The following is a 20173-nucleotide window of genomic DNA, read 5'->3' as shown; positions in this document are numbered from 1 at the left end:
CCTGGTCCTGCTGCTGCGACGTGGTCTTGAAGCCGCGCGTCTGGGCCTGGTGGAGCGCCTCGGCCCGGTCCGGCCGGTAGCCGGGGATCGGCCCGTCCCCGGTCCAGCCCTGGACCAGGCCGTTGAAGCCGTACACCCGCTGGGAACCGCCGTACGGGACGAGCTGGACGGTCTTGCGGTCGCCGGGCTCGAACCGGATCGAGGTGGTGGCCGGGATGTTCAGCCGCTTGCCGAACGCCGCCGGGCGGTCGAACTCCAGGAAGCGGTTGGCCTCGAAGAAGTGGAAGTGGGAACCGACCTGGATGGGCCGGTCGCCGGTGTTCTGCACGACCACCTCGGTCACCGGCCGCCCGGCGTTGAGTTCCAGGGGTTGGTCGCTGAGCTTGTAGCCGCCGATGGGCCGAAGGTGCTTGGAGTTCGGTCCCGGGTGTTGCTTCGCCATGTCGCCCCCGCTCTGCCGGAGACCGTGGCCTCCGGTCGCTGCTCTACTGGATGGGTGAGTGGACGGTGATCAGCCGTGACCCGTCGGTGAAGACCGCTTCGACCTGGAGCATCGGGATCATGTCCGCCACGCCGGGGATCACGTCGTCCGCCGTGAGCACGTGGCTCGCGTCGTTCATGACCTCCTCGACGGTCTTGCCCTCGCGCGCGCCTTCGAGCGCCGCGGCGCAGATCACCGCCACCGCCTCGGGGTGGTTGAGCTTGACCCCGCGTGCCTTGCGGGCGTTGGCCACCATCGCCAGCGAGTGAATCGTCAGCTTGTCGAATTCCTTCGGCGTGAGATGCACGTCGCGATCCCTTCACGTACTTTCGGCTATATCGCCACATTAGGAGGTGTTTGCGAAGAAAGTAGGCTTTCAGCAAGATCTCAGGACTCGGCGTGCGCCCGCCTGCGCCGGTCGTAGTCGGCAACCCAGATCTGCTGGATCTGCTCCAGCGTCCGGCCCCTGGTCTCGGGCAGGTAGCGCCGGACGAACAGGAAGCCGAGCACGCACAGCGCGGCGAACAGCGCGAACACCCCCGACCGGCCGAGCACGTCGAGCAGGCTCAGGAAGAACTGCGTGATCAGGTACTCGGTGCCCCAGTGGGTCGCCGACGCGATCGCCACGCACCGGCCGCGGATCGGACCGGGATAGATCTCGTTGATCACGGTCCACGCGCCCGGGCCGATGGACACGGCGTAGAAGGCGACGAAGAAGATCACGCCGACCAGCAGGAACAGGCCCGAGGTGGTGATCCGGCCGTCGCCACGCCCGGCGCCCGCGCCCAGGAAGCTGACGCTGACCACGGCGAGCGAGACGGCCATCCCCGCCAGGCCGACCAGCAGCAGCGGGCGGCGGCCGACGCGGTCGAGCAGGCCTACCGCGACGAGCGCGAACGCCGCGTCCACCGCGCCGATCGCCCAGGTGGTCGCGGAGAGCTGAGCCTCGGGGGTACGGAATCCGGCTGCCGAGAAGATCGAGTCGGCGTAGTAGATGATGCCGTTGATCCCGGTCGTCTGCTGGAACAGCGCCAGCCCCACACCCAGCGCGAGCGGACGCCGCCACTGCGGGGACAGCAGCTCCCGCCAGCTCGCCCTGCGACCGTGCAGACTCTCCTCGATCTCGTGCAGGCGCTGCCCCACCCGGTGCTCGGGAACGGTCCGGCACAGCGACTCCCGGGCGCGGCGCCGGTCGCCCCGCTTGAGGTACCAGACCGCCGAGTCGGGCACCACCACCGTCACCAGGATCAGCGCCACGCCCAGCACGACCGCGGCACCGAGCAGGTACCGCCACGACTCGCCGCCGGTGAACAGCTCGTCCGCCAGGTAACCGATGAAGATCGCGAAGGTGGTCGAGAACTGGTAGACCGCGAGCAGGCCGCCCCGGATCCGTTCCGGCGCCGCCTCGGCCGCGAACATCGGCCCGGCGACCGAGGCCACGCCGATGCCCACCCCGAGGAGCAGCCGCGCGCCGAGCAGGGCGCCGATGGCCGGGGCCGCCGCCTGCACGATCGTGCCGACGACGTACGCGCCGGCGGCGACCCACAGCGCGCCCCGCCGGCCGATCCGGTCGGCGAGGTGACCGCCGGCGAGCGCGCCGGCGAGCGCGCCGAGCGTCACCCAGCTCGCCGCCACCTCCACCTCGAAGGTGTCCACGTCGAACGTGTGCCGGATGTCGTGCAGCGCGCCGCTGATGACGCCCTGGTTGTAGCCGAAGAACGCGCCGGAGAGGACGACGATCGCCAGGATCGCCACGAGGTTGTGGCGGGGCGGCCGGCCGGCCGCGCGTCCGCTCGCCGCCATGTCACCCCGTCCGCCGGCGACCGCCTACCGAAACGGCCGTAACCCTACATATGCGACATATAGTAGGTTCGCCGCAGCGGTCCGACAGCGAAACGATGACGCTGCCGTGGTCGCTCCTGCACACGGACGGGGGAAGGGTGAACCGGTCGGCGCCGTACGGCTCCGCGGACTCCTACCGCGAGTTCCGCCACCCGCTCGCGGCGCTCGTGCTCGCCGTCGTCACCGCCGGCGCGCTGGACGCCTTCGCGTTCCTGCGGTACGGCGCGTTCGTCGCCAACCAGTCCGGCAACGCCATCTTCCTCGGCATGGGACCGGCCGGCGGGCATCCCACGTGGCCGGTCTCGGCGGCCTCGATCGTCGCGTTCGCCACCGCCGCCGGACTGGTGAACCTGCTCCGCCGCCGGACCCGGCCGACGGCGGCGCCACTGGTGGACATCGCCGTCACCGAGGCCGCCATGGTCGTCTGGACGGTGCTCAACCTGGTGCTCGCGTACGGCCGGCACGGCACGGCCGCGCGTGTGCTGCTCGCCGCGGCCGGCGCGGTCGCCATGGGCAGCCTGACCACCGTGGCGACCCGTACCGCGGGGATCGCGACGCCGATCACCTACCAGTCGGACACCACGACGAAGACCGGTGAGCGGGCCGCCCGCTGGCTGTTCGGCCCCGCCGCCGGCCGGGGCCGGGCCCGGCGGGGCACCCTGCTCGGGCTGCTCGCCCTGGTCAGCTACAGCGTCGGCGGCGCGATCGGCACGCTCGCCCAGCACCGGCCCCGCTGGGTGCCGCTGTGGGGGACGATCGCGCTGGCCGTGCTGATCCTGCTGCTGCGGCGGCACCCCCGGCCGCCGTCGCGGCCCGGCTGAGCGTCAGTCGGCCTGGGCGGCGAGTTCCCGGGCCCGGTCCCGGGCCGCCTCCAGCGCCGCCAGCATGGCCGCGCGTACGCCGTGGTTCTCCAGCTCGCGGATCGCGGAGATGGTGGTGCCCGCGGGCGAGGTGACCGCCTCGCGCAGCTTCACCGGGTGCTCGCCGGAGTCGCGCAGCATCACCGCCGAGCCGATCGCGGTCTGCACGATCAGCTCGTGCGCCACCTGACGCGGCAGCCCGAGCAGGATGCCCGCGTCGATCATCGCCTCGACCAGCAGGTAGAAGTAGGCCGGGCCGGAGCCGGAGAGCGCGGTGACCGCGTCCTGCTGCGACTCGGGCACCCGGACGGTCGAGCCGAGCGGGGAGAACATCTCCTCCGCCAGGGCCAGGTGCTCGCCGGTGGCGTGGGCGCCCGCCGAGATCGCGCTCATCGCCTGGTCGACGAGCGCCGGGGTGTTCGTCATGACCCGGACCACCGGGGTGCCCTCGGGCAGCCGGCGGTTGAAGAACGCGGTCGGCAGACCGGCGCAGAGCGAGATGACCAGCTTGTCGGCCGGCACCTTCGGGCCGATCTCGTCCAGCAGCGCGGCGGCGTCCTGCGGCTTGACCGACACGGCCAGCACCTCGGCCTCGGTCACCGCGGTGAGGTTGTCCACCACCCGTACGCCGTAGCGGTCGGTCAGCTCCCGCGCCCGCGCCGGCCGCCGCGCGGTGGCGAGCAGCCGCTCCACCGGCCAGCCGGAACGCAGCAGCCCGGAGAGCATCAGCTCACCGATCTTGCCGGCGCCGATCACCGCGACCGTGTGCACCTGGCGTGCCATCAGCCGTACCCCTTCCCGGGTCACGTGGGCAGGGCGTGGCGGGCCGGGTCGCCGGCCCGCCACGCCCGTGCGCCGTCGATCAGCTGCCGAAGAAGACCTCGGCCTCGGCGTACCGCTCCAGCGGCACGGTCTTCAGCTCCCGGGTGGCGTCGGCGAGCGGGACGCGGACGATGTCCGTGCTCTGCATCGCGACCATCTTGCCCCAGTCGCCCTCGTGCGCGGCGTCGATCGCGTGGAGGCCGAGCCGGGTGGCCAGCACCCGGTCGAACGCGGTCGGGGTGCCGCCGCGCTGGATGTGGCCGAGCACCACGGTGCGGGCCTCCTTGCCGGTCTTCGCCTCCAACTGCTCGGCCAGCCACTGGCCGATGCCGCCGAGACGGACGTGACCGAACGCGTCCAGCTCCTGGTTGTGCAGGACCATCTGGCCGTCCAGCGGCTGGGCGCCCTCGGCGACCACGACGATCGGGGCGTACTGGTGCTGGAAGCGCTTCTCGACGTAGCCGGCGACCTGCTCGACGTCGAACTGCCGCTCCGGCAGCAGGATCACGTTGGCGCCACCGGCGAGGCCGGCGTGCAGGGCGATCCAGCCGGCGTGCCGGCCCATGACCTCGACCACGAGCGTGCGGTGGTGGCTCTCCGCGGTGGTGTGCAGCCGGTCGATCGCCTCCATGGCGATGTTGACGGCGGTGTCGAAGCCGAACGTGTAGTCGGTCGCACCGAGGTCGTTGTCGATCGTCTTCGGCACACCGATGACGTTCACGCCCAGCTCGTGCAGCTTGGTGGCGACGCCGAGGGTGTCCTCGCCGCCGATCGCGATCAGCGCGTCCACGCCCTGGGCCGCGAGGTTGTCCTTGATCCGCTCCACGCCGTTCTCGATCTTGAACGGGTTGGTGCGGGACGAGCCGAGGATGGTGCCGCCGCGGGGCAGGATGCCGCGCACCTCGGCGATGCCGAGCGGCTTGGTCAGGCCCTCGAGCGGGCCCTTCCAGCCGTCGCGGAAGCCCACGAACTCGTGACCGTAGGTGGCGACGCCCTTGCGGACCACCGCCCGAATCACCGCGTTGAGACCTGGGCAGTCGCCGCCGCCGGTGAGCACGCCGATACGCATGATCTGCTCATCCTCCTGGAGCATCAGGTGAAGCCCGGATAAGCCCCAGGATATGTGTCAGATCAGACCATCGGCGCCGTTGCCGGCCCGGGGCGGGCCGTCACTGCGCACTGTAGTCGGCGCAGGTGTACGCCGACACCGCACCCCGGGCCGTTCCGGACGGCGGACGGGCTACCCGTCAGTAGCTGACCTCGTGGTTCTCCCCCGCCTTCGGCGGCTTGCCGGTCACCGCCGCCTTGGCGAAGCCGAGCAGGTTGACCACGGTGCTGCCGGGCGAGTCCCAGTACTCAGCCGACCCGGCGTGCACCTTGATCAACGTGATCCCCGGCGTGTCCAGCCCGTCGGGGAACCACACCTTCAGCACCGGGCTCCACAGCTCCTTCGCCCGCTCGGGGTCCCACTCCTCGGTGGCGGTGCCGGCGACCGACACCCAGGCGTGGTGCCGCTGGTCGGAGAAACCGACGTTCACCTGCGGGTTCACCCGGATCTGCCGCACCTTCGCCGAGTCGGCGTAGGCGAAGAACCACAGGTCGCCGTCGAACTCCGCCTCCTGCAACCCCATCGGGCGGCTCACCAGACGCCCGTCCACGCCGGTGGTGGTGAGCAGGCAGATCCGGGCGTCCCGGATCAGCTCGGTGACCCGGCGGCGGGCGTCCGCGGCGTTGGTCGGCTCATGGCTCATGGGGCACTCCTGTCTCGGGTCGGCGTAGATGCCGCTCCCGTGCCCTGGGCGGAACCGGTCAAACCTCCCGCGCCGTCATCGCCCGCCACCGCGCCAGGTTGTGCCGGGCGTCGACGAGCGCGTCGTGCCGGTCGGCCTCGGCGTCCGGCAGCCGGGGACGGCCCCGGTCGTCCCAGAGCTGGCGCAGCTCCTTGGTGAAGCGGGGGATCTCCCGGGGCAGCGCCGGCATCGCGCCCCACAGCTGGGCCAGCACGACGTGGTCGTACGCGGCGTACCAGGCCCACAGCTCCAACTGCTCGCCCGGCCGGTCCCGCACCGGCTCCATCAGGAACTCGTGCAGGTCGTCGCGGATGCGCTCCCGGGAGCGCCAGGCCCGGTCGGCCGGCGAGGGGAGCTTGTCCAGCACGTTGCGCCGCACCCAGGGCACCGCCCGGGAGTCGTCGAACTCGGTGGAGACCGCGTAGAACTCGCGGCCGTACTCGTCGACGACGCCGATCGACACCAGGTCGACGATGCGGCCGTCCTCGATGAATTCGCAGTCGTAGAAATAGCGGTAAACCATCGCCCTCATCCTCGCCCATCACCGGCACGGGCCGGTCGCCGGGGCGTCCGCCGAGGTCGGCGGCCGTGCCGGCGACGGCCGGGCATGGTCACGGAAGTGTTTCCGGGGGTGTACAGCACGCGACGAGAGCGTCATGATCTGATGTGTACCGCCGTCGGGCGCCGAACCGGTTGAGCTGCCTCGTACCGGGACTGACAGCTTCACCCGGTGTGCGAGTCGTGACTTCTGACCGGGGAGGGGTTGAGCCGTGGAGTCTCGCCTGCCGGAGCCGGGTGACGCGCTCACGGGTGTGGAGATGTTCGCCGGGCTCGAGCCGGAGGTGCGGCAGCGTGTCATCGCCGCAGCCGTACCGCGCACGTACCGCAAGGGCCAGCTGCTCTTCGTCGAGAACGACCCCGGCGAGTCGCTGATCGTGCTGCGCCGCGGCGCGGTGGCGGTGTTCCGCACCGCACCGACCGGCGAACGCGCGGTGCTGTCGGTGATCCGACCCCCGGACGTGCTCGGCGAGGTGTCCCTGTTGGACGCCTCCACCCGCTCGGCGTCGGCCGAGGCGATCGAGGACTGCGCCGCGCTCGCGCTGTCCCGGCCCGCGTTCATGGAGCTGGTGCACTCCAACCCGCGCATCCTGGACGCGGTGATGCGCTCGCTGGGCCAGCTGATCCGCCGGCTCACCGAACAGAACGCCGACCACGTCTTCCTCGACCTGCCCGGCCGGGTGGCCAAGACGCTGGTCCGGCTGGCCGGCGAGAGCCAGGCCCCGATGATCACCATCGAGTTGAACCAGAGCCAGCTCGCCGAGATGGCCGGCGGTTCCCGGCAGAGCGTCAACCAGGCCATCGGCTCGTTCGCCAGCCGGGGCTGGCTGCGGACCGAGGGGCGCCGCATCGTGGTCACCGACGTGGCCGCGCTGCGCCGCCGGGCCGGCATGAACGACCGCTGACACGACGACGGCGGGGGCCGGCGGTCGTCCCGCCGGCCCCCGCCGCGTTCGTCGTACGCCCGTTCGTCGTGCGCCCGGTCAGTCGTTCGTGGTGTCGGCGGGGGGCGCGCTCGGCCCCGGGCCGATCTTCGACGGGTCGGTCTTCTTCGGCGGGGTCGTCGTGGTGGTCGTGGTCTCGGTCGATCCGCTACCCGCGGGCTGCTCCACCATGCCTTTTTCCTCCAGTTCGGCGAGGGTGACAGCGTCCACGTCGACCGTGTCACCGACGGCCCACACCGTCCCCCGTGGATCGGTCCATGAGGCGGACAGCCGGACGTGCACGGCAAACTCCCTGTCGACGGGACTTCCTGCTAGGGGAGACTAGACCCGGCCGAACAGCCGTGACGTCCCGCCGACCCGTCGGGTACCCGACTGCGCGGCCGCGCGGGACACTGGGGACCTCACGCGTACGGAGCCGGACATCGACCTCACCTGTGGACACTGCGCCCGGACCGCCGGGCCGGACGACCGTTTCTGCGGTGGGTGCGGCCGTCCGCTGGCCGCGGCCTGCCCGTCCTGCGGTCACGCCAACGACACCGGCGCCAACTTCTGCACCAACTGCGGTCAGCCGCTGCGCGACCACGCGGTCACGGTGCAGGAGGACCGCCGCCAGGTGAGCGTGCTCTTCATCGACATCGTCGACTTCACGACATACGCCGAGCGGGCCGACCCGGAGCAGGCCCGGGGTCTGCAACAGGCCTACTTCGCCACGGTGCGCCGGCTGGTGCACCAGTACGGCGGCGTGGTGGAGAAGTACATCGGCGACGCCGTCATGGCGCTGTTCGGCGCGCCGGTGGCCACCGACAACGACGCGCTGCGGTGCGTACGCGCCGGGCTGGAGCTGCAACGCAGCCTGGCCCGGCAGCCGGCCGGACCGCATCCACCGCTCGGGTTCCGGGTCGGCATCGCCACCGGCGAGGCCCTGGTCGACCTGTCCGCGGCGCGCGACGGCGGCCAGGCGTTCGTCACCGGCGACGTGGTGAACACCGCCAGCCGCTTGCAGGGGCTCGCCCCGGTCGGCGGCGTGGTGGTCGACGAGAGCACCTGGGCGGCCACCCGGCGCGAGATGGAGTACGACGACCAGCCACCGGTGACGTTGCGCGGCCGGTCGTCGGTGAGCCGGATCTGGCTGGCCGTACGGGCGCGGCCCCGGCGCGACGGGCAGACCGCCGAGCTGACCCCCATGGTCGACCGGGACCACGAGCGGGGCCTGCTGGTCAGCGCGTTGCACCGCACGCTGACCGAGCGCACCTCGCAGCTGCTCACCGTCTTCGGCCCGGCCGGGGTGGGCAAGAGCCGGCTGCTGCGCGAGCTGGCCCGGCACGCCGCCAGCCTGCCCGGCACCCGGGTCACCTGGCTGACCGGCCAGTGCCCGCCGTTCGGCGAGAACGTCACCTACGCCGCGCTGGCCGACATCGTCCGGAGCTGGGCCGGGCTGACCGGCGCCGACGACCCGGCCACCATCCGGGACCGGCTGCGCGAGCGGCTGGGCCACCTCGCCGACCCGCACGCGGTACGGCTGGCCGAGGCGCTGGGCCCGCTCGTCGGCGTCTCCGGCGAACGGCTCACCTCGGCCGAGACCGAGGCGGCGTGGCGGCGCTTCCTGCTCACCCTGGCCGCGACCGGTCCCACCGTGCTCGTCTTCGAGGACATGCACTGGGCCGACGAGGCGATGCTGTCCTTCGTCGAGCAGCTCGGCGCGGCGGCCCGCAACGTGCCGCTGCTCGTCGTCGCGACCGCCCGGCCGGAGCTGCGCGAGCGGCACCCGGCCTGGACCGGCACGATCAGCGGGGCGATGTCCATCTCGGTGCCGCCGATGCACGACGGGGACATCGACACGCTGTACTCGCTGCTGCTCGGCCAGGCCACGCTGCCGCAGGACGCACGGGCGCCGCTGATCGAGTTCGCCGACGGCAACCCGCTCTACGCCCAGGAGTACGCGCGGATGCTGCTCGACGGCGGTCTGGCCGAGCGGACCGCCGCGCTCGCGCTCGCCGACCCGGTCGGGAGCGCCGGGATGCCGCGTACCGTGCAGGCGGTCATCGCCAACCGGCTGGACCTGCTCGACCCGGCCGACCGCGCGGTGCTCCAGGCCGCCTCGGTGGTCGGCGTGCAGTTCTGGGCGGCGCCGGTGGCGCTGGCGCTCGGCCGCCCGACGGAGTGGGTCGAACGGGCGCTGCACCACCTCCAGCGCCGTGACCTCGTCTACGAGCTGCCCGTCTCGACCATGCCCGGTCAGGCGGAGTACCGGTTCCGACACGTGCTGGTCCGGGACGTCTGCTACCAGCGGCTGCCCCGGGCCGAGCGGGTCGCCCGGCACCAGCGCACCGCCGACTGGCTGGAGCAACTCGCCGACGGGCGGCTGCACGACCTGGCCGAGGTGCTGGCCAACCATCGCTGGGCGGCGCACGAGATCGCCCGTACGGTCGGGCTGGACCAGGCCCCGCACGCCGCCGCGACCCGGTCCGCGCTGCACCGGGCCGCGCGCCGGGCGTACGACCTGCACGCGCTGGAGACGGCGGCCACGCTGGTGGAGCGCGCGTTGAGCGTGGAGTGCGGCCCGGATCCGGCGCTCGAACTGTTCCAGGCCGAGCTGGCGTTCTACCGGGACCGGGACGGCTTCCTCGACGGCGGCGGGACGGCGCTGCTCACCACGCTGGCCGGCCGGCTGGCCGACACCGGTGACCGCCCCGGCGCGGCCAAGGCGTGGCGGCTGCTGGCCACGGCGGCCTTCGCGCGGGCCGACCGCTCGGAGCTGATGCGCTGCCTGGACCGGGCGATCGGGCTGCACGCCACGCTGCCGGACAGCGAGGACAAGGTGGGCGTGCTGCTGGAGCTGGCCCGGGCGCACATGCTGGACGCGGAGACCGAGCCGGCGTGCGCGGCCGCGCGTACCGCCGCCGAGCTGGCCGAGCGGCTGGGGCTGCGGGAGGCGCGGGCGAACGCGCGCATCACGCTCGCGGTGGTCCGGTACCAGGCCGGCGCCGAGGAGGCGTACGCCGAGCTGGCCGAGGTGACCGAGGAGTGCCGGGTGGAGCGGCTGACCAGCCGCCGCCGCGCGGTGCACAACCTGGCCTGGGTGCTCCAGGAGGAGGGCGACCTGACCGGCTCGGCCCGCCTGGTCGACGAGCAGCGCTCGCTGGACCTGGCCGGCGAGCACGCCCTGACGGTGAGCTTCAGCGACCAGTGGGCCCGGTCGTACTACAGCGGGGACTGGACGGCGGCGCTGCGGATGGCCGAGGGGTCGACCCGGCGCCCGACCGACGAGTGGGACCTGCACATCGTCGCGGTGTCCGGCTGGATCCGGGCGCTCGGCGACGGGCCGGCCGGTCCGGGCGCCGGTGAGGACCTGGTGGACCAGGCGCTCGTCGCGGCCCGGCGCAGCGGGTTCCAGCGCGTGCTGCGCTCCACGCTGGCGCACGCCGCGCTCTGCCGTGCGGTGCAGGGCCGCCGGGACGAGGCGGTGGCGCTGCTGACCGAGCTGGACGAGGACTGGCGGCAGACCACGATGATCCCGTTCGCCGAGTGGGTGCCGGCTGTCGGTCACGTCGCGGCGCTGCTCGGCGGCGACGCCGCGGTCCTGGTGCGCGACCTGCTGGCCCACGCGCCGCGGGTGACCCGCTGGGCGCGGGAGGCCGGGCGGTCGGCCGAGGCGGCGCTGGCCCGGGGCGACGGGGACGCCGCGCGGGCGGGCCGGCTGCTCACCGCCGCGGCCGAGGGGTACGCGGAGATGACCGACGTCACCGACCAGATGATCGCGTCCGCGCTGGCGGTCGGGCCGCTGACCGAGGCGGACCCGCCGGCCGCCGCGGCGACGCTGGCCCGGGTACGCGCGTTCGCCGGGCGGCACGCCGCCGGTGGGCTGCTGCGGATCGCCGGGGCGGGCTGAGGGTCAGGCGGGGACCGGCTGCCGTGCCGCGGCGCTCTTGGCCTTCTGGGCGTACGTGTCGACGTACTCGCGGCCGGACAGCTCCATCAGCTCGTACATGATCTCGTCGGTGACGGCCCGCTCGACGAACCGGTCGCCGGCCATCCCGGCGTAGCGGGAGAAGTCGAGCGGTGGCCCGAAGCGGATCCGCACCCGGCCCAGGTTCGGGACGATCTGGCCGGTGGGCTGGATCGCGTCGGAGTTGAGCATGGCCATCGGGACGACCGGGGCGCCGCTCTCCAGCGCGAGCCGCGCCACGCCGGTCTTGCCCCGGTAGAGCCGGCCGTCCGGCGACCGGGTGCCCTCGGGGTAGATCCCGGCGATGCCACCGGCGCGCAGCACCGAGAGCTGGGTGTCGAGGGCGGCCCGGGCGGCCCGCCCGCCGGAGCGGTCGACCGGGATCGTGCCGGAGCCGACGAAGAACATCTTGGTGAGCCGGCCCTTGAGTCCCTTACCGGTGAAGTATTCGGCTTTCGCGATGAAGGTGACTTTTCGCTTGACGATCAGCGGTGTGAAGATCGAATCCGAGAAGGAGAGGTGGTTGCTGGCCAGGATCACCGGGCCGGTCTCCGGAACGTGCTCCAGTCCCTCGACCTGCGGGCGGAAGATCAACCTCAGCAGTGGGCCCAGAACGACGTACTTCAGCAGCCAGTACAGCACCGGCGTCCTTCCCGTGTCGGTGGCGGCGGACGGGTCGCCGCGTGGCCCCGCAGACGCCGGCGGCGCCCTCGGGAGTCCGGGAAGAGGGTACGAACGACGAGCGGCACGCCACAACGCACTCCCGGAACCGGGTGCCGACGTGTCACGATTCAGGGCACGGGCAGGGATCGGCGAAGGGGGTGTCCGCGTGTCAGGGGGCGGGCCCCGTCGGGGACGACGGGACAACGGGCTCGACGCGGCCGAGTACGCGGTCGCGGGCGACGTCGATCCACGCGTCGGCGAGCACCTGCTCGACGTGCTCGCCGCCGGTGGCATCGCGGCCTACCTCCAGCCCTCGGCCGACCTGAACCCGGTGACCCGCACCACCACCGTCCCGGCCCGCCCGGTCGACCGGCTCTACGTCGACAGGTCGCACCTGACCACCGCCCGCGACTACCTGACCCAGCTCGCCGACGAGGGCGCGGGCGACCCGCCGCGCGCCGACGAGCCGGACATCGAGGCCGAGTGGGCGAAGATCGTGGCCGGCTTCCACACCACGCCGAGCGCCGGCAGCCACCCCTGGCCCGCCGCGGAGGACGTGGACGACCCGCCCGCGCCGGGCACCGGCGCCGGCGGCCGGGCCGAGGAGCCCGCCGGTCCGACCGCCACCGACGTGCGCCGGCTGCCGTACGCCGCCGACATCTCCGGCGTCTCGCTGAGCCGGGACCGGCACGACGAGCCCTCGCTGCTCGACGGCCTGGACACGTTCGGCGCGAACCTGCCCGACGAGGCGTCGGACGAGGAGCACTACACCCCGCCCCCGCCGCCCCCGCTGCCCCGCTTCTCCAAGTACGCGGTGCTCGGCGTGACCTGCATCGTGCTCGGCTTCCTGCTGTTCCTGTCCCCCACCGTGGTGTCGCTGGTCGACCCGTCGGTGGTCACGCTGCTCGGCTTCACCGGCATCCTGGCCGGCTTCGTCATGCTGATCTGGCGGCTGCGCCCGGGCGACCGGGACGACCACGACCCGGACGACGGCGCGGTCGTCTGACGCCGCGCCGGGCGCTGCCCGGATGGCGGGACGCCGCCCGCCCTGGGCGGGGGCGTAACAAGCGTGTAACTTACAGTCAGTAGGAATAGGCCGAACGTCACGTCCCGCACCGGCTGTCCGGCTTGCGACTCCTCCGGGTTGCCGGTCCCCTGCTGAGCGGAATGCCCGAGATGCGACAGAGCCCCCTCGTGGTGGTGGCCAACCGCCTCCCCATCGACGACAGCGTGGCGCCCGACGGCGCCTTCGAGTGGCGCCGCAGCCCCGGCGGCCTGGTGAGCGCCCTGCACCCGCTGCTGCGGCACACACCCGCCACCTGGGTGGGCTGGGCCGGCGGTACCGGCCCCGCGCCCGACCTGCCGGACGTGGACGGCGTCCGGATGCACACCGTGCCGCTGAGCGCCGAGGACTTCCGCGACCACTACGAGGGCTTCGCCAACGCCACCCTCTGGCCGCTCTACCACGACGCCGTCGAGCAGCCGGAGTACCACCGGCGCTGGTGGGAGGCGTACCAGCGGGTCAACCAGCGGTTCGCCGAGGCCGCGGCCCGGGTGGCCGAGCCGGGCGGTCTGGTCTGGGTGCAGGACTACCACCTCCAGCTGGTGCCGGGTCTGCTCCGCGAGCTGCGCCCCGACCTGCGGATCGGGTTCTTCCTGCACGTGCCGTTCCCGCCGCCGGAACTGTTCATGCAGCTGCCCCGCCGGGCCGAACTGCTGCACGGCATGCTCGGCGCCGACCTGGTCGGCTTCCAGCGGGCCCAGGCCGCGCACAACTTCGCCCAGCTCGCCGCCAAGGTGCTCGGCCTGCCCGCCACCGACCGGCGGATCGGTGTGGACGGCCGGGTGGTGCGCATCGGTGCCTTCCCGGTCGCCATCGACACCGCCGAGATGTCCGCGCTCGCCGCCCGCCCCGAGGTCGCCGAGCGGGCCCGCCGGCTGCGGCAGGACCTCGGCCGCCCCGAGCAGGTGATCCTCAGCGTCGACCGGATGGACTACACGAAGGGCATCGAGCAACGCCTCAAGGCGTACCGGGAGCTGCTCGCCAACGGCGACATCAAGGTCCGCGACACGGTGCTGGTCCAGGTGGCGGTGCCCAGCCGCGACCGGGTGGCGCAGTACCAGATCCTCCGCGACCGGGTGGAGCACCAGGTCGGCCGGATCAACGGTGAGTTCGGACGGGTCGGCGAGCCGGCGATCCACTACCTCACCCAGCCGTTCGACCGCGCCGAGCTGGTGGCGCTCTACCGGGTCGCGGACGTGATGGCGGTGACGCCGCTGCGCGACGGCATGAACCTGGTCGCCAAGGAGTACGTGGCGGCCCGGGTCGACGGCACCGGCGCGCTGCTGCTGAGCGAGTTCGCCGGCGCCGCCTCCGAACTGGAGCAGGCGTACCTGGTCAACCCGCACGACCTCGACGGCCTGAAGCAGGGGCTGCTGGCCGCGCTGCGCGCCGGCCCGGAGGACGTCGCGGCCCGGATGCGCTCGATGCGCGAACACCTGGCCCACAACGACATCCACGCCTGGGCGGCGTCCTACCTCAGCGCGCTGGAGGAGAGCGGAACGCTCGTCGGCCGCCGCCCCGCCACCCGGTGACCCGAGCCCCGGCGCTCACCCCTGGGCGGGCGCCGGGTCCTTGTCCAGCCAGTCCAGGATCGCGTCGATCGGCTCGCGCCAGCGGGCGTCGAGCATCAGGTCGTGCCCCATGCCGGGGAACAGCAGCGGCGCCGAGGCGTACCGCCGGGCGGCCCTGGTCAGCGCCGTGGCCGGCAGCACCCGGTCGTCCGGGCTGCCGAGCACCAGCACCGGTGGGCGGCCCACCGCCGGCTCCGGCGACCGGCCGGTCAGCAGCTGCCACTGCGCCCGCCGCCCGGCCCGGCCCAGCCGGGCCAGGTGCCGCCGCGCGTCGGCGTCCGGCAGCTCCCGGCTGAACAGCTGCCGCCGGTTGAGCCGCAGACCGGCGCCGAAGACCGCCGGCACCGTGCCGACCGGGTTGCGCCGCAACGCCGTCCCGAACGTCCCCCAGCCGCCGAGCACCGGCGCCACCAGCACCGCGGCCCGCGCCGGGTAGCGGGCCATCGCGTGCGCCACGACCCGGGCGCCGGCACCGTGCCCCACCAGCACCGCCTGCCGCGGCAGGCTCGCCGCCACCTGCGTCACGTCATGGGTGTACGACCGCAGCGTCGCCTCCGGCGCCGGCTCGCTGCCGCCGTGCCCGCGCAGGCTCAGCGCGTACGCCGGGAAGCCGCGACCGGCGGCGTGCCCCAGCCAGTGCTCGGCGAACGCCCACGCGCCGTGCCCGAACCCGGGCACGAACAGCAGCGGCGGCTTCGCCTCCTCCCGCTCCGGTACGGCGGCGAGCACCTCCCGGCGGGCGGCCCGCTCGGGCCGGGCCCACTCCCAGGACCGGACCACCCGCACCCGCTCGGCCGTCACCGTGCCTGCCCTTCGTTCGCGACTGCGGGACTCCGCTGCGCTGCGTTCCTCGCGCTCACCTGCTGCCCTCCAGCTCGTGCAGCGCCCGCTGGAGCGCCCGCAGGTAGTCGGCGTGCCCGACCTCGAACCAGTGCCGGGTGCTGTCCTTGACCTTCGCCGAGTACCGCTCGCCGAGGCCGGCCCGCACCCTGCGGTCGAACTCGGCGGCCCGCTCCGGGCGGGTGGCGCGCAGCGTGAGCAGCCGGGCGAACAGCACGCTCTGCCAGTGCGAGATCGGGAAGATGCCGGAGTCCGGCTGCACCAGGCCGACCACGGCGAGCGTGGGATGACCGGCGGTGAACGCGTTGAGCCACAGCCGGGGCCGCCCGGAGCCGTCCTCGTCGCCGAGCACCCGGCCCTTGAGGAACTCGAAGCGCGGCAGGTAGCCGGTGGCGAAGACGACCAGCTCCGGGTCGATGCGCCGGCCGTCGGTCAGCTCCACGGCGCGGTCGTCGAACCGGGCCACGTCCGGCACCGGGGTGATCTCGCCGTGGCCGACGTAGTAGACGAGCTGGCTGTTGGCGATCGGGTGCGTCTCGTAGACGCGGTGGTCCGGCTTCGGCATGCCGAACCGGGTCAGGTCGCCGACGGTCAGGCGCAGCGTCCAGTGGTAGAGCCACTGCCGTACGCGCAACGGCACCCGCAGCGCCAGCAGCGTGTCGTTCACCTGGTCGGCGGGGCGGCCGAGGACGTGCTTCGGGGCGTACCAGTAGCCGCGGCGGGTCGAGTGCCAGCAGTGCGACGCCTGCTGGGCCGCCTCGACAGCGATGTCGCAGCCGGTGTTGCCGGCGCCGACCACGAGCACCCGCTTGCCGCGCAACTGTGCCGGGTCCTTGTAGGACGAGGCGTGCATGACCTCGCCGCGGAACTCCTCCAGCCCCTCGTAGCGGGGCAGCTTCGGCGACCAGTTGTGGCCGTTGGCGAGCACCACCGCGGCGTACCGGGAGGTGCGCTCGGGGCCGTAGCCGCCGGTGCTGCGCGTGGTCACGTCCCAGCGGTCCCCCTCGACCGGTTCGACGCGGACCACCTCGGTGCCGAACCAGACGTGCTGGCGCAGGTCGAAGTGGTCGGCGTACCGCTCGAAGTAGGACAGCAGCTGGCTGTGGTGCGGGTAGTCCGGCCAGTCGTCCGGCATCGGGAAGTCGGGGAACTGGGTGAACGGCCGGGACGAGATCAGGTGGGTGCTGCCGTACACCGGGCTGCGGTCGTGCCGCCAGTTCCAGGCGCCGCCGACGCCGGTCTCCCGCTCGTAGCAGTCGACGCCGAAGCCGGCCTCGCGCAGGTTCTTCACGGCGGTCAGGCCGCTGGCGCCGGCGCCGATGACGCAGACCGTGTCGCCCCGGTCGGAGACCGGGCGGTCGTCGCGGACCGGGACGTCCGTCCGGTCCGGATCGGGGCGGCCGGGGTCGGTGGAGGAGGACACCGCGAATTCTCCTTTGTGCGGCACGCGTGCCGGGTCGGAGCGAAATCCTGCCGAGAATGCCCGCCGTTGTCCAGCCACCGGATCCGGCACCGCCCACCCGCCCGCTCCCCCTGACGCAGCGTCACCGACGGGCCGGTCACCGAGCGTGAGTGGACCGGCCGCGCCGGAGGCGTACCCTCTTTCGCCCTTTGCTCTGCAGCCACGGACGCAGCATCGCCGGGAGCTGGGCCGATGTCTCGCGGCCGTCCGGCCGGGACGCGGGCCGCCGGTCACGGTGGGTAGCTGGTGCGTAAATGGCGGCAGAGCAAAGGCGGCGAAGCGGTTGGCCCGCCGGCCGCTGGGACCTGACCGTGCGTCACCGGCCCGGCGGTCCGCGCCGGTCAGGCGGTGGGCAGCAGCAGGTCGACCAGGACCGGGAAGTGGTCGCTGGCCCGGCGGGCCGCAGGGGTGTCCACCACGTCGTAGTCGACCACCGTGATCCGGGGGTCGACGAACAGCGCGTCGATACGGCGGCGCGGGTCGGCGCAGGAGAACGTGAGCCGGTCGGCCCGGTCGGCGGCGAGCGCCGTGTCGGTGAGCCCTTCGGCGAGCGTCTGCCAGGCCGGCCCGTCCGGGCCCTCGTTGATGTCCGCGCCGGCCACCACGGGCAGCGTGGACGCGGCCAGCTCCCGCTTGAACGCCGCCGCCTGGGCCGGACGCTCGGCCGGGTCGGTGGACAGGTGCGAACCGGCCAGCAGCACGTCGACGCCGCCGACGCGGCACTGCGCGTACGCGGCACCGCGCATGTGCCGTCCCGGCGTCAGCGGGTACCGCTGGCACCTGGTGTCGACGACGCGCAGCCGCAGGCTGGTCAGCAGCACGTTGCCCAGCGACGGCAGGCCACCGGCCGCCACGACCATGCCGAACGACTCGGCCAGCGCGGCGGTCTTCTGCCGCCACCGGAACCGGCGCGGTCCCTCCTGGACGATCACCACGTCCGGGGCCGCCGTCCGGACCACCTCCGCCAGCGCGGCGGTGTCGTCGCGCTGGCTGTGGATGTTGTACGACAGGACCCGCAGCGGCACACCCGCATCCGTCATGTCAGATCCGCCGGGCCAGGTCGGCGGCGCCGATCACGCCCGCGGTGTTGCCCAGCTCGGCCGGGCGTACCTCCGCGACGGGCAGGCGGCTGCGCTGGGCCAGCGCGTCGGCGAACGACCGCCGGGTCGGGCCGAGCAGCAGGTCACCGGCGTCGATCACGCCGCCGCCGACCACCAGCACCTGCGGGTCGAGGATCTGCGCCATGTCGGCGAGGCTGGTGCCGAGCCAGCGGCCGACCTGGGCGAACGCCTCGGTGGAGACCGGGTCGCCGCCCTTGGCCGCGGCGGTCACCATCGGGCCGGTGATGGTCTCGGCCTCGCCCCCGGCCAGCTCCAGCAACGCGGTGGCCCGGTGCGGCTCCTGCCGGGCGGCGGCGCGGGCGAAGCGGACCAGGGCGCTGCCGCTGGCGTACTGCTCGATGCAGCCCAGCCGGCCGCAGCCGCACTGGTGGCCGTCCGGCACGGTGAGCATGTGGCCCAGCTCGGCGGCGATGCCGTTGGCGCCGCGGACCAGGCCACCGCCGAGCACGATGCCGCCGCCGACACCGGTGCCGATGGTGAACATGACCATCGAGTCGTCGGCGTCGCGGGCCGCCCCGTAACGGAACTCCGCCCAGGCGGCCACGTTCCCGTCGTTCTCCACGATCACCGGCAGGCCGGTGGCGTCGCCGACGTACGTGCGCAGCGGCTCGTCCCGCCAGGCCAGGTTCGGGGCGAACAGCACTGTGGAGCGGGAGGCGTCGATCCAGCCGGCCGCGCCGATGCCGACCGCCTCGACGGCGTGACCGGCGGCCAGTTCGGTGACCACCTCGATGATGACGTCGCGGGTCTTGGCCACGTCGTCGGCGGGAGTGTCCCGTCGCGTCTGCACGAGTACCGTGCCGGCGTCGTCCACGACACCGCCGGCCACCTTCGTGCCACCGACGTCGACTCCGATGGTCAGCGTCACCGCTGCCACTCCCCTCTGCTGTGCTGCCCGGGGACCGGCCGAACCGGCCGTACGGTCCCGGGATGTCCGGTGGTCAGGCTCCGTCGCCTGGTGCGTCCGCGCCCACCTCTCCGGACGCCCGCGAGGCGGGCACCACGGGACGGCCGGCCGGTGGCCGGCTCGTTCCCGGCTCCGGCGGCCCGGCGGCGTCGGCGGCGGCACCCGAATCGGCCGCGCCCTCCCCCCGGGTGGCGACGGACCACACGTCCTGCTCGGGTGCCGGCTGAGAATCATGCCCGGTACGGGTCGCCTCGCGCCACACGTGGTCCCCGGATCCGTCCGGCGCGGCGGCGGTGCCGTCGGCGGGGCGCTCCGGTTCGGCCGGGGTGAAGGCGCGCAGCAGGCTGGCCACCCCGGCCGCCAGGTCCCCGGCACCGGTGGCGAGCCGCTCGGCGAATTCCGGACTCGGATCTCGCAACGCGGCGATACCGCGACAGACGGGGCAGACACAGCATTCCGGCGAGCCGGTGGCGAAACCGGCGGGCGTGGGCGTCGCCGGGGCAGGGCCGGCACCCGGCGGGGTGTGACCGAGGACACCGGAGAGGATCCCACCGAGCGGACCCAGGGCACCGGAGCCCGGTGCGGCGGCGGCCATCTTCGCGCCGGCGAGCAGTGTGGCGACGAGGCGCTCGGCCTCTTCCCGGGCCGAACCCGGATCAGTGGTGCCCATGGTTCGGCTCCTCCAGCTTGACTACCGGGACGGTCGGGTGTCCTGCGCCGCACCGGGTGCTTCTACCCGGCGCTTGAGCTGCTTCAACGCCGCATCCATGATCATTTTCTCGGCCTTGCGGCGGAACATGCCGAGCATCGCCACGGACAGCTCCACCTCGAGGGTGTAGGTCACCGTGGTCGTCCCGTCCGGGTTGCCCGCCAGGTCGTACGACCCGCGCTGGGAGCGCTGCATCTTCGACGGGGCGACCAGGTGCCACTCGATCCGGGAGATGTCCTCGGCGTACTCGTAGGCCAGCACGTACTCGTCGGCCATCACGCCCGCGTCGAGCGTGAACCGGACCTGGCTGGCGTAGCCGTCCTCGTACTCCTCGATCACCTCGGCCCGGCGTACCGCCTCGGCCCACTCGGGATAACTCGGGAAGTCGCAGATGACGGCCGCCACCCGGTCCGGTGACGCGCCGATGATGATCGACTGGGTGGAGGAGTCCGCCATGGGGGGAGGCTACCCGGCCGCCTACCGGCCGGTCCCGCTCCACCCGCCGGACGGCGTCCCACCAGCCGGGCGGGCAACCTCCCTGGTCGACCCCCGGGGGTGTGCGGGTAGGTTTCGACAGAGCCGACCAGGCCGGCC

The 20173-nt window shown here is 73.5% G+C and carries 19 protein-coding genes and 1 pseudogene; 5 read left to right on the top strand and 15 right to left on the bottom strand.

Going from position 1 to position 20173, the window contains the following annotated elements; all coding sequences use genetic code 11:
• Positions 1-106 precede the first annotated feature (106 nt).
• From ACN27C_RS17380 to ACN27C_RS17370, 3 genes and pseudogenes are all read right to left on the bottom strand, one after another.
• Positions 107-442: pseudogene (locus ACN27C_RS17380) on the bottom strand (urease subunit beta); the annotation flags it as partial.
• Between the two features lie 43 nt (positions 443-485).
• The gene (locus ACN27C_RS17375; protein ID WP_013287657.1) at positions 486-788 is read right to left on the bottom strand and encodes an urease subunit gamma; all 303 of its coding nucleotides are present in this window, start codon (positions 786-788) and stop codon (positions 486-488) included.
• Between the two features lie 80 nt (positions 789-868).
• The gene (locus tag ACN27C_RS17370; protein WP_422746778.1) at positions 869-2284 is read right to left on the bottom strand and encodes a sugar porter family MFS transporter; all 1416 of its coding nucleotides are present in this window, start codon (positions 2282-2284) and stop codon (positions 869-871) included.
• 137 nt (positions 2285-2421) lie between these two features.
• Here ACN27C_RS17370 and ACN27C_RS17365 point away from each other — a divergent pair, with 137 nt between their 5' ends.
• A complete protein-coding gene (locus ACN27C_RS17365) occupies positions 2422-3144 on the top strand; it encodes a DUF1275 family protein (RefSeq protein WP_422746776.1) in 723 nt (240 codons plus the stop codon).
• Positions 3145-3147: 3 nt separating this feature from the next.
• Here the strand turns inward: ACN27C_RS17365 and proC are convergent, their stop codons facing one another.
• From proC to ACN27C_RS17345, 4 genes are all read right to left on the bottom strand, one after another.
• Positions 3148-3966: a pyrroline-5-carboxylate reductase gene (gene proC / locus ACN27C_RS17360; protein WP_252454744.1), complete on the bottom strand. Its 819-nt coding sequence runs from the start codon at positions 3964-3966 to the stop codon at positions 3148-3150.
• Positions 3967-4045: 79 nt separating this feature from the next.
• Entirely contained in the window at positions 4046-5074 is a 1029-nt protein-coding gene (locus tag ACN27C_RS17355) for a 6-phosphofructokinase (protein ID WP_030273929.1), read from the bottom strand.
• A gap of 178 nt (positions 5075-5252) precedes the next feature.
• Positions 5253-5756 carry a pyridoxamine 5'-phosphate oxidase family protein gene (locus ACN27C_RS17350; RefSeq protein WP_358172613.1) on the bottom strand — a complete coding sequence of 168 codons (504 nt, stop codon included), beginning with the start codon at positions 5754-5756 and terminating at the stop codon, positions 5253-5255.
• A gap of 58 nt (positions 5757-5814) precedes the next feature.
• Complete coding sequence (locus tag ACN27C_RS17345; RefSeq protein ID WP_120568783.1) at positions 5815-6318, bottom strand: polyadenylate-specific 3'-exoribonuclease AS; 504 nt, start codon at positions 6316-6318, stop codon at positions 5815-5817.
• Positions 6319-6565: 247 nt separating this feature from the next.
• On the opposite strand from ACN27C_RS17345, the gene ACN27C_RS17340 reads away from it, so the two are divergent.
• Positions 6566-7258, top strand: coding sequence for a Crp/Fnr family transcriptional regulator (locus ACN27C_RS17340; RefSeq protein WP_013287664.1), 693 nt, complete (start codon positions 6566-6568; stop codon positions 7256-7258).
• Between the two features lie 78 nt (positions 7259-7336).
• On the opposite strand, the gene ACN27C_RS17335 is transcribed toward ACN27C_RS17340, so the two are convergent.
• Positions 7337-7579: a hypothetical protein gene (locus ACN27C_RS17335; protein WP_120568782.1), complete on the bottom strand. Its 243-nt coding sequence runs from the start codon at positions 7577-7579 to the stop codon at positions 7337-7339.
• 139 nt (positions 7580-7718) lie between these two features.
• Here ACN27C_RS17335 and ACN27C_RS17330 point away from each other — a divergent pair, with 139 nt between their 5' ends.
• On the top strand, positions 7719-11186 hold the full coding sequence (locus ACN27C_RS17330) for an ATP-binding protein (RefSeq protein ID WP_422751637.1): 3468 nt from the start codon (positions 7719-7721) through the stop codon (positions 11184-11186).
• A 3-nt stretch (positions 11187-11189) separates the two neighbouring features.
• Here the strand turns inward: ACN27C_RS17330 and ACN27C_RS17325 are convergent, their stop codons facing one another.
• Positions 11190-11885 carry a lysophospholipid acyltransferase family protein gene (locus ACN27C_RS17325; RefSeq protein WP_121683684.1) on the bottom strand — a complete coding sequence of 232 codons (696 nt, stop codon included), beginning with the start codon at positions 11883-11885 and terminating at the stop codon, positions 11190-11192.
• 187 nt (positions 11886-12072) lie between these two features.
• On the opposite strand from ACN27C_RS17325, the gene ACN27C_RS17320 reads away from it, so the two are divergent.
• Together ACN27C_RS17320 and ACN27C_RS17315 are read left to right on the top strand one after the other, a co-directional pair.
• Positions 12073-12912, top strand: coding sequence for a DUF308 domain-containing protein (locus ACN27C_RS17320; RefSeq protein ID WP_422746772.1), 840 nt, complete (start codon positions 12073-12075; stop codon positions 12910-12912).
• Between the two features lie 170 nt (positions 12913-13082).
• Positions 13083-14501: an alpha,alpha-trehalose-phosphate synthase (UDP-forming) gene (locus ACN27C_RS17315; RefSeq protein WP_422746770.1), complete on the top strand. Its 1419-nt coding sequence runs from the start codon at positions 13083-13085 to the stop codon at positions 14499-14501.
• Between the two features lie 15 nt (positions 14502-14516).
• On the opposite strand, the gene ACN27C_RS17310 is transcribed toward ACN27C_RS17315, so the two are convergent.
• The 6 genes from ACN27C_RS17310 to ACN27C_RS17285 form a co-directional block, all read right to left on the bottom strand.
• Entirely contained in the window at positions 14517-15341 is an 825-nt protein-coding gene (locus ACN27C_RS17310; protein ID WP_422746768.1) for an alpha/beta hydrolase, read from the bottom strand.
• Positions 15342-15396: 55 nt separating this feature from the next.
• On the bottom strand, positions 15397-16803 hold the full coding sequence (locus ACN27C_RS17305) for a flavin-containing monooxygenase (protein ID WP_422746766.1): 1407 nt from the start codon (positions 16801-16803) through the stop codon (positions 15397-15399).
• Between the two features lie 380 nt (positions 16804-17183).
• Positions 17184-17882, bottom strand: coding sequence for an endonuclease/exonuclease/phosphatase family protein (locus ACN27C_RS17300; protein WP_357897211.1), 699 nt, complete (start codon positions 17880-17882; stop codon positions 17184-17186).
• A gap of 1 nt (position 17883) precedes the next feature.
• Positions 17884-18831 (bottom strand): ROK family glucokinase, encoded by a 948-nt coding sequence (locus tag ACN27C_RS17295; RefSeq protein WP_026267860.1) that lies wholly within the window; start codon positions 18829-18831, stop codon positions 17884-17886.
• 73 nt (positions 18832-18904) lie between these two features.
• Positions 18905-19540 carry a hypothetical protein gene (locus ACN27C_RS17290; RefSeq protein ID WP_422746763.1) on the bottom strand — a complete coding sequence of 212 codons (636 nt, stop codon included), beginning with the start codon at positions 19538-19540 and terminating at the stop codon, positions 18905-18907.
• 21 nt (positions 19541-19561) lie between these two features.
• Positions 19562-20035 carry an SRPBCC family protein gene (locus tag ACN27C_RS17285; RefSeq protein WP_357897207.1) on the bottom strand — a complete coding sequence of 158 codons (474 nt, stop codon included), beginning with the start codon at positions 20033-20035 and terminating at the stop codon, positions 19562-19564.
• Between the last annotated feature and the right edge of the window lie 138 nt (positions 20036-20173).

Source organism: Micromonospora sp. WMMD1219, assembly GCF_049315215.1.
Classification (GTDB): domain Bacteria; phylum Actinomycetota; class Actinomycetes; order Mycobacteriales; family Micromonosporaceae; genus Micromonospora; species Micromonospora tulbaghiae.
Note: the sequence above shows the minus strand (reverse complement) of the source record. Positions and strands in the feature narration are given on the sequence as shown.

What these genes read in the sequence shown, in the direction of transcription:
- proC (WP_252454744.1), bottom strand. Translation starts at nt 3,966, where the DNA reads ATGGCACGCCAGGTGCACACGGTCGCGGTGATCGGCGCCGGCAAGATC.
- ACN27C_RS17315 (WP_422746770.1), top strand. Translation starts at nt 13,083, where the DNA reads ATGCGACAGAGCCCCCTCGTGGTGGTGGCCAACCGCCTCCCCATCGAC.
- ACN27C_RS17285 (WP_357897207.1), bottom strand. Translation starts at nt 20,035, where the DNA reads ATGGCGGACTCCTCCACCCAGTCGATCATCATCGGCGCGTCACCGGAC.
- ACN27C_RS17345 (WP_120568783.1), bottom strand. Translation starts at nt 6,318, where the DNA reads ATGGTTTACCGCTATTTCTACGACTGCGAATTCATCGAGGACGGCCGC.
- ACN27C_RS17355 (WP_030273929.1), bottom strand. Translation starts at nt 5,074, where the DNA reads ATGCGTATCGGCGTGCTCACCGGCGGCGGCGACTGCCCAGGTCTCAAC.
- ACN27C_RS17350 (WP_358172613.1), bottom strand. Translation starts at nt 5,756, where the DNA reads ATGAGCCATGAGCCGACCAACGCCGCGGACGCCCGCCGCCGGGTCACC.
- ACN27C_RS17290 (WP_422746763.1), bottom strand. Translation starts at nt 19,540, where the DNA reads ATGGGCACCACTGATCCGGGTTCGGCCCGGGAAGAGGCCGAGCGCCTC.
- ACN27C_RS17370 (WP_422746778.1), bottom strand. Translation starts at nt 2,284, where the DNA reads ATGGCGGCGAGCGGACGCGCGGCCGGCCGGCCGCCCCGCCACAACCTC.
- ACN27C_RS17300 (WP_357897211.1), bottom strand. Translation starts at nt 17,882, where the DNA reads ATGACGGATGCGGGTGTGCCGCTGCGGGTCCTGTCGTACAACATCCAC.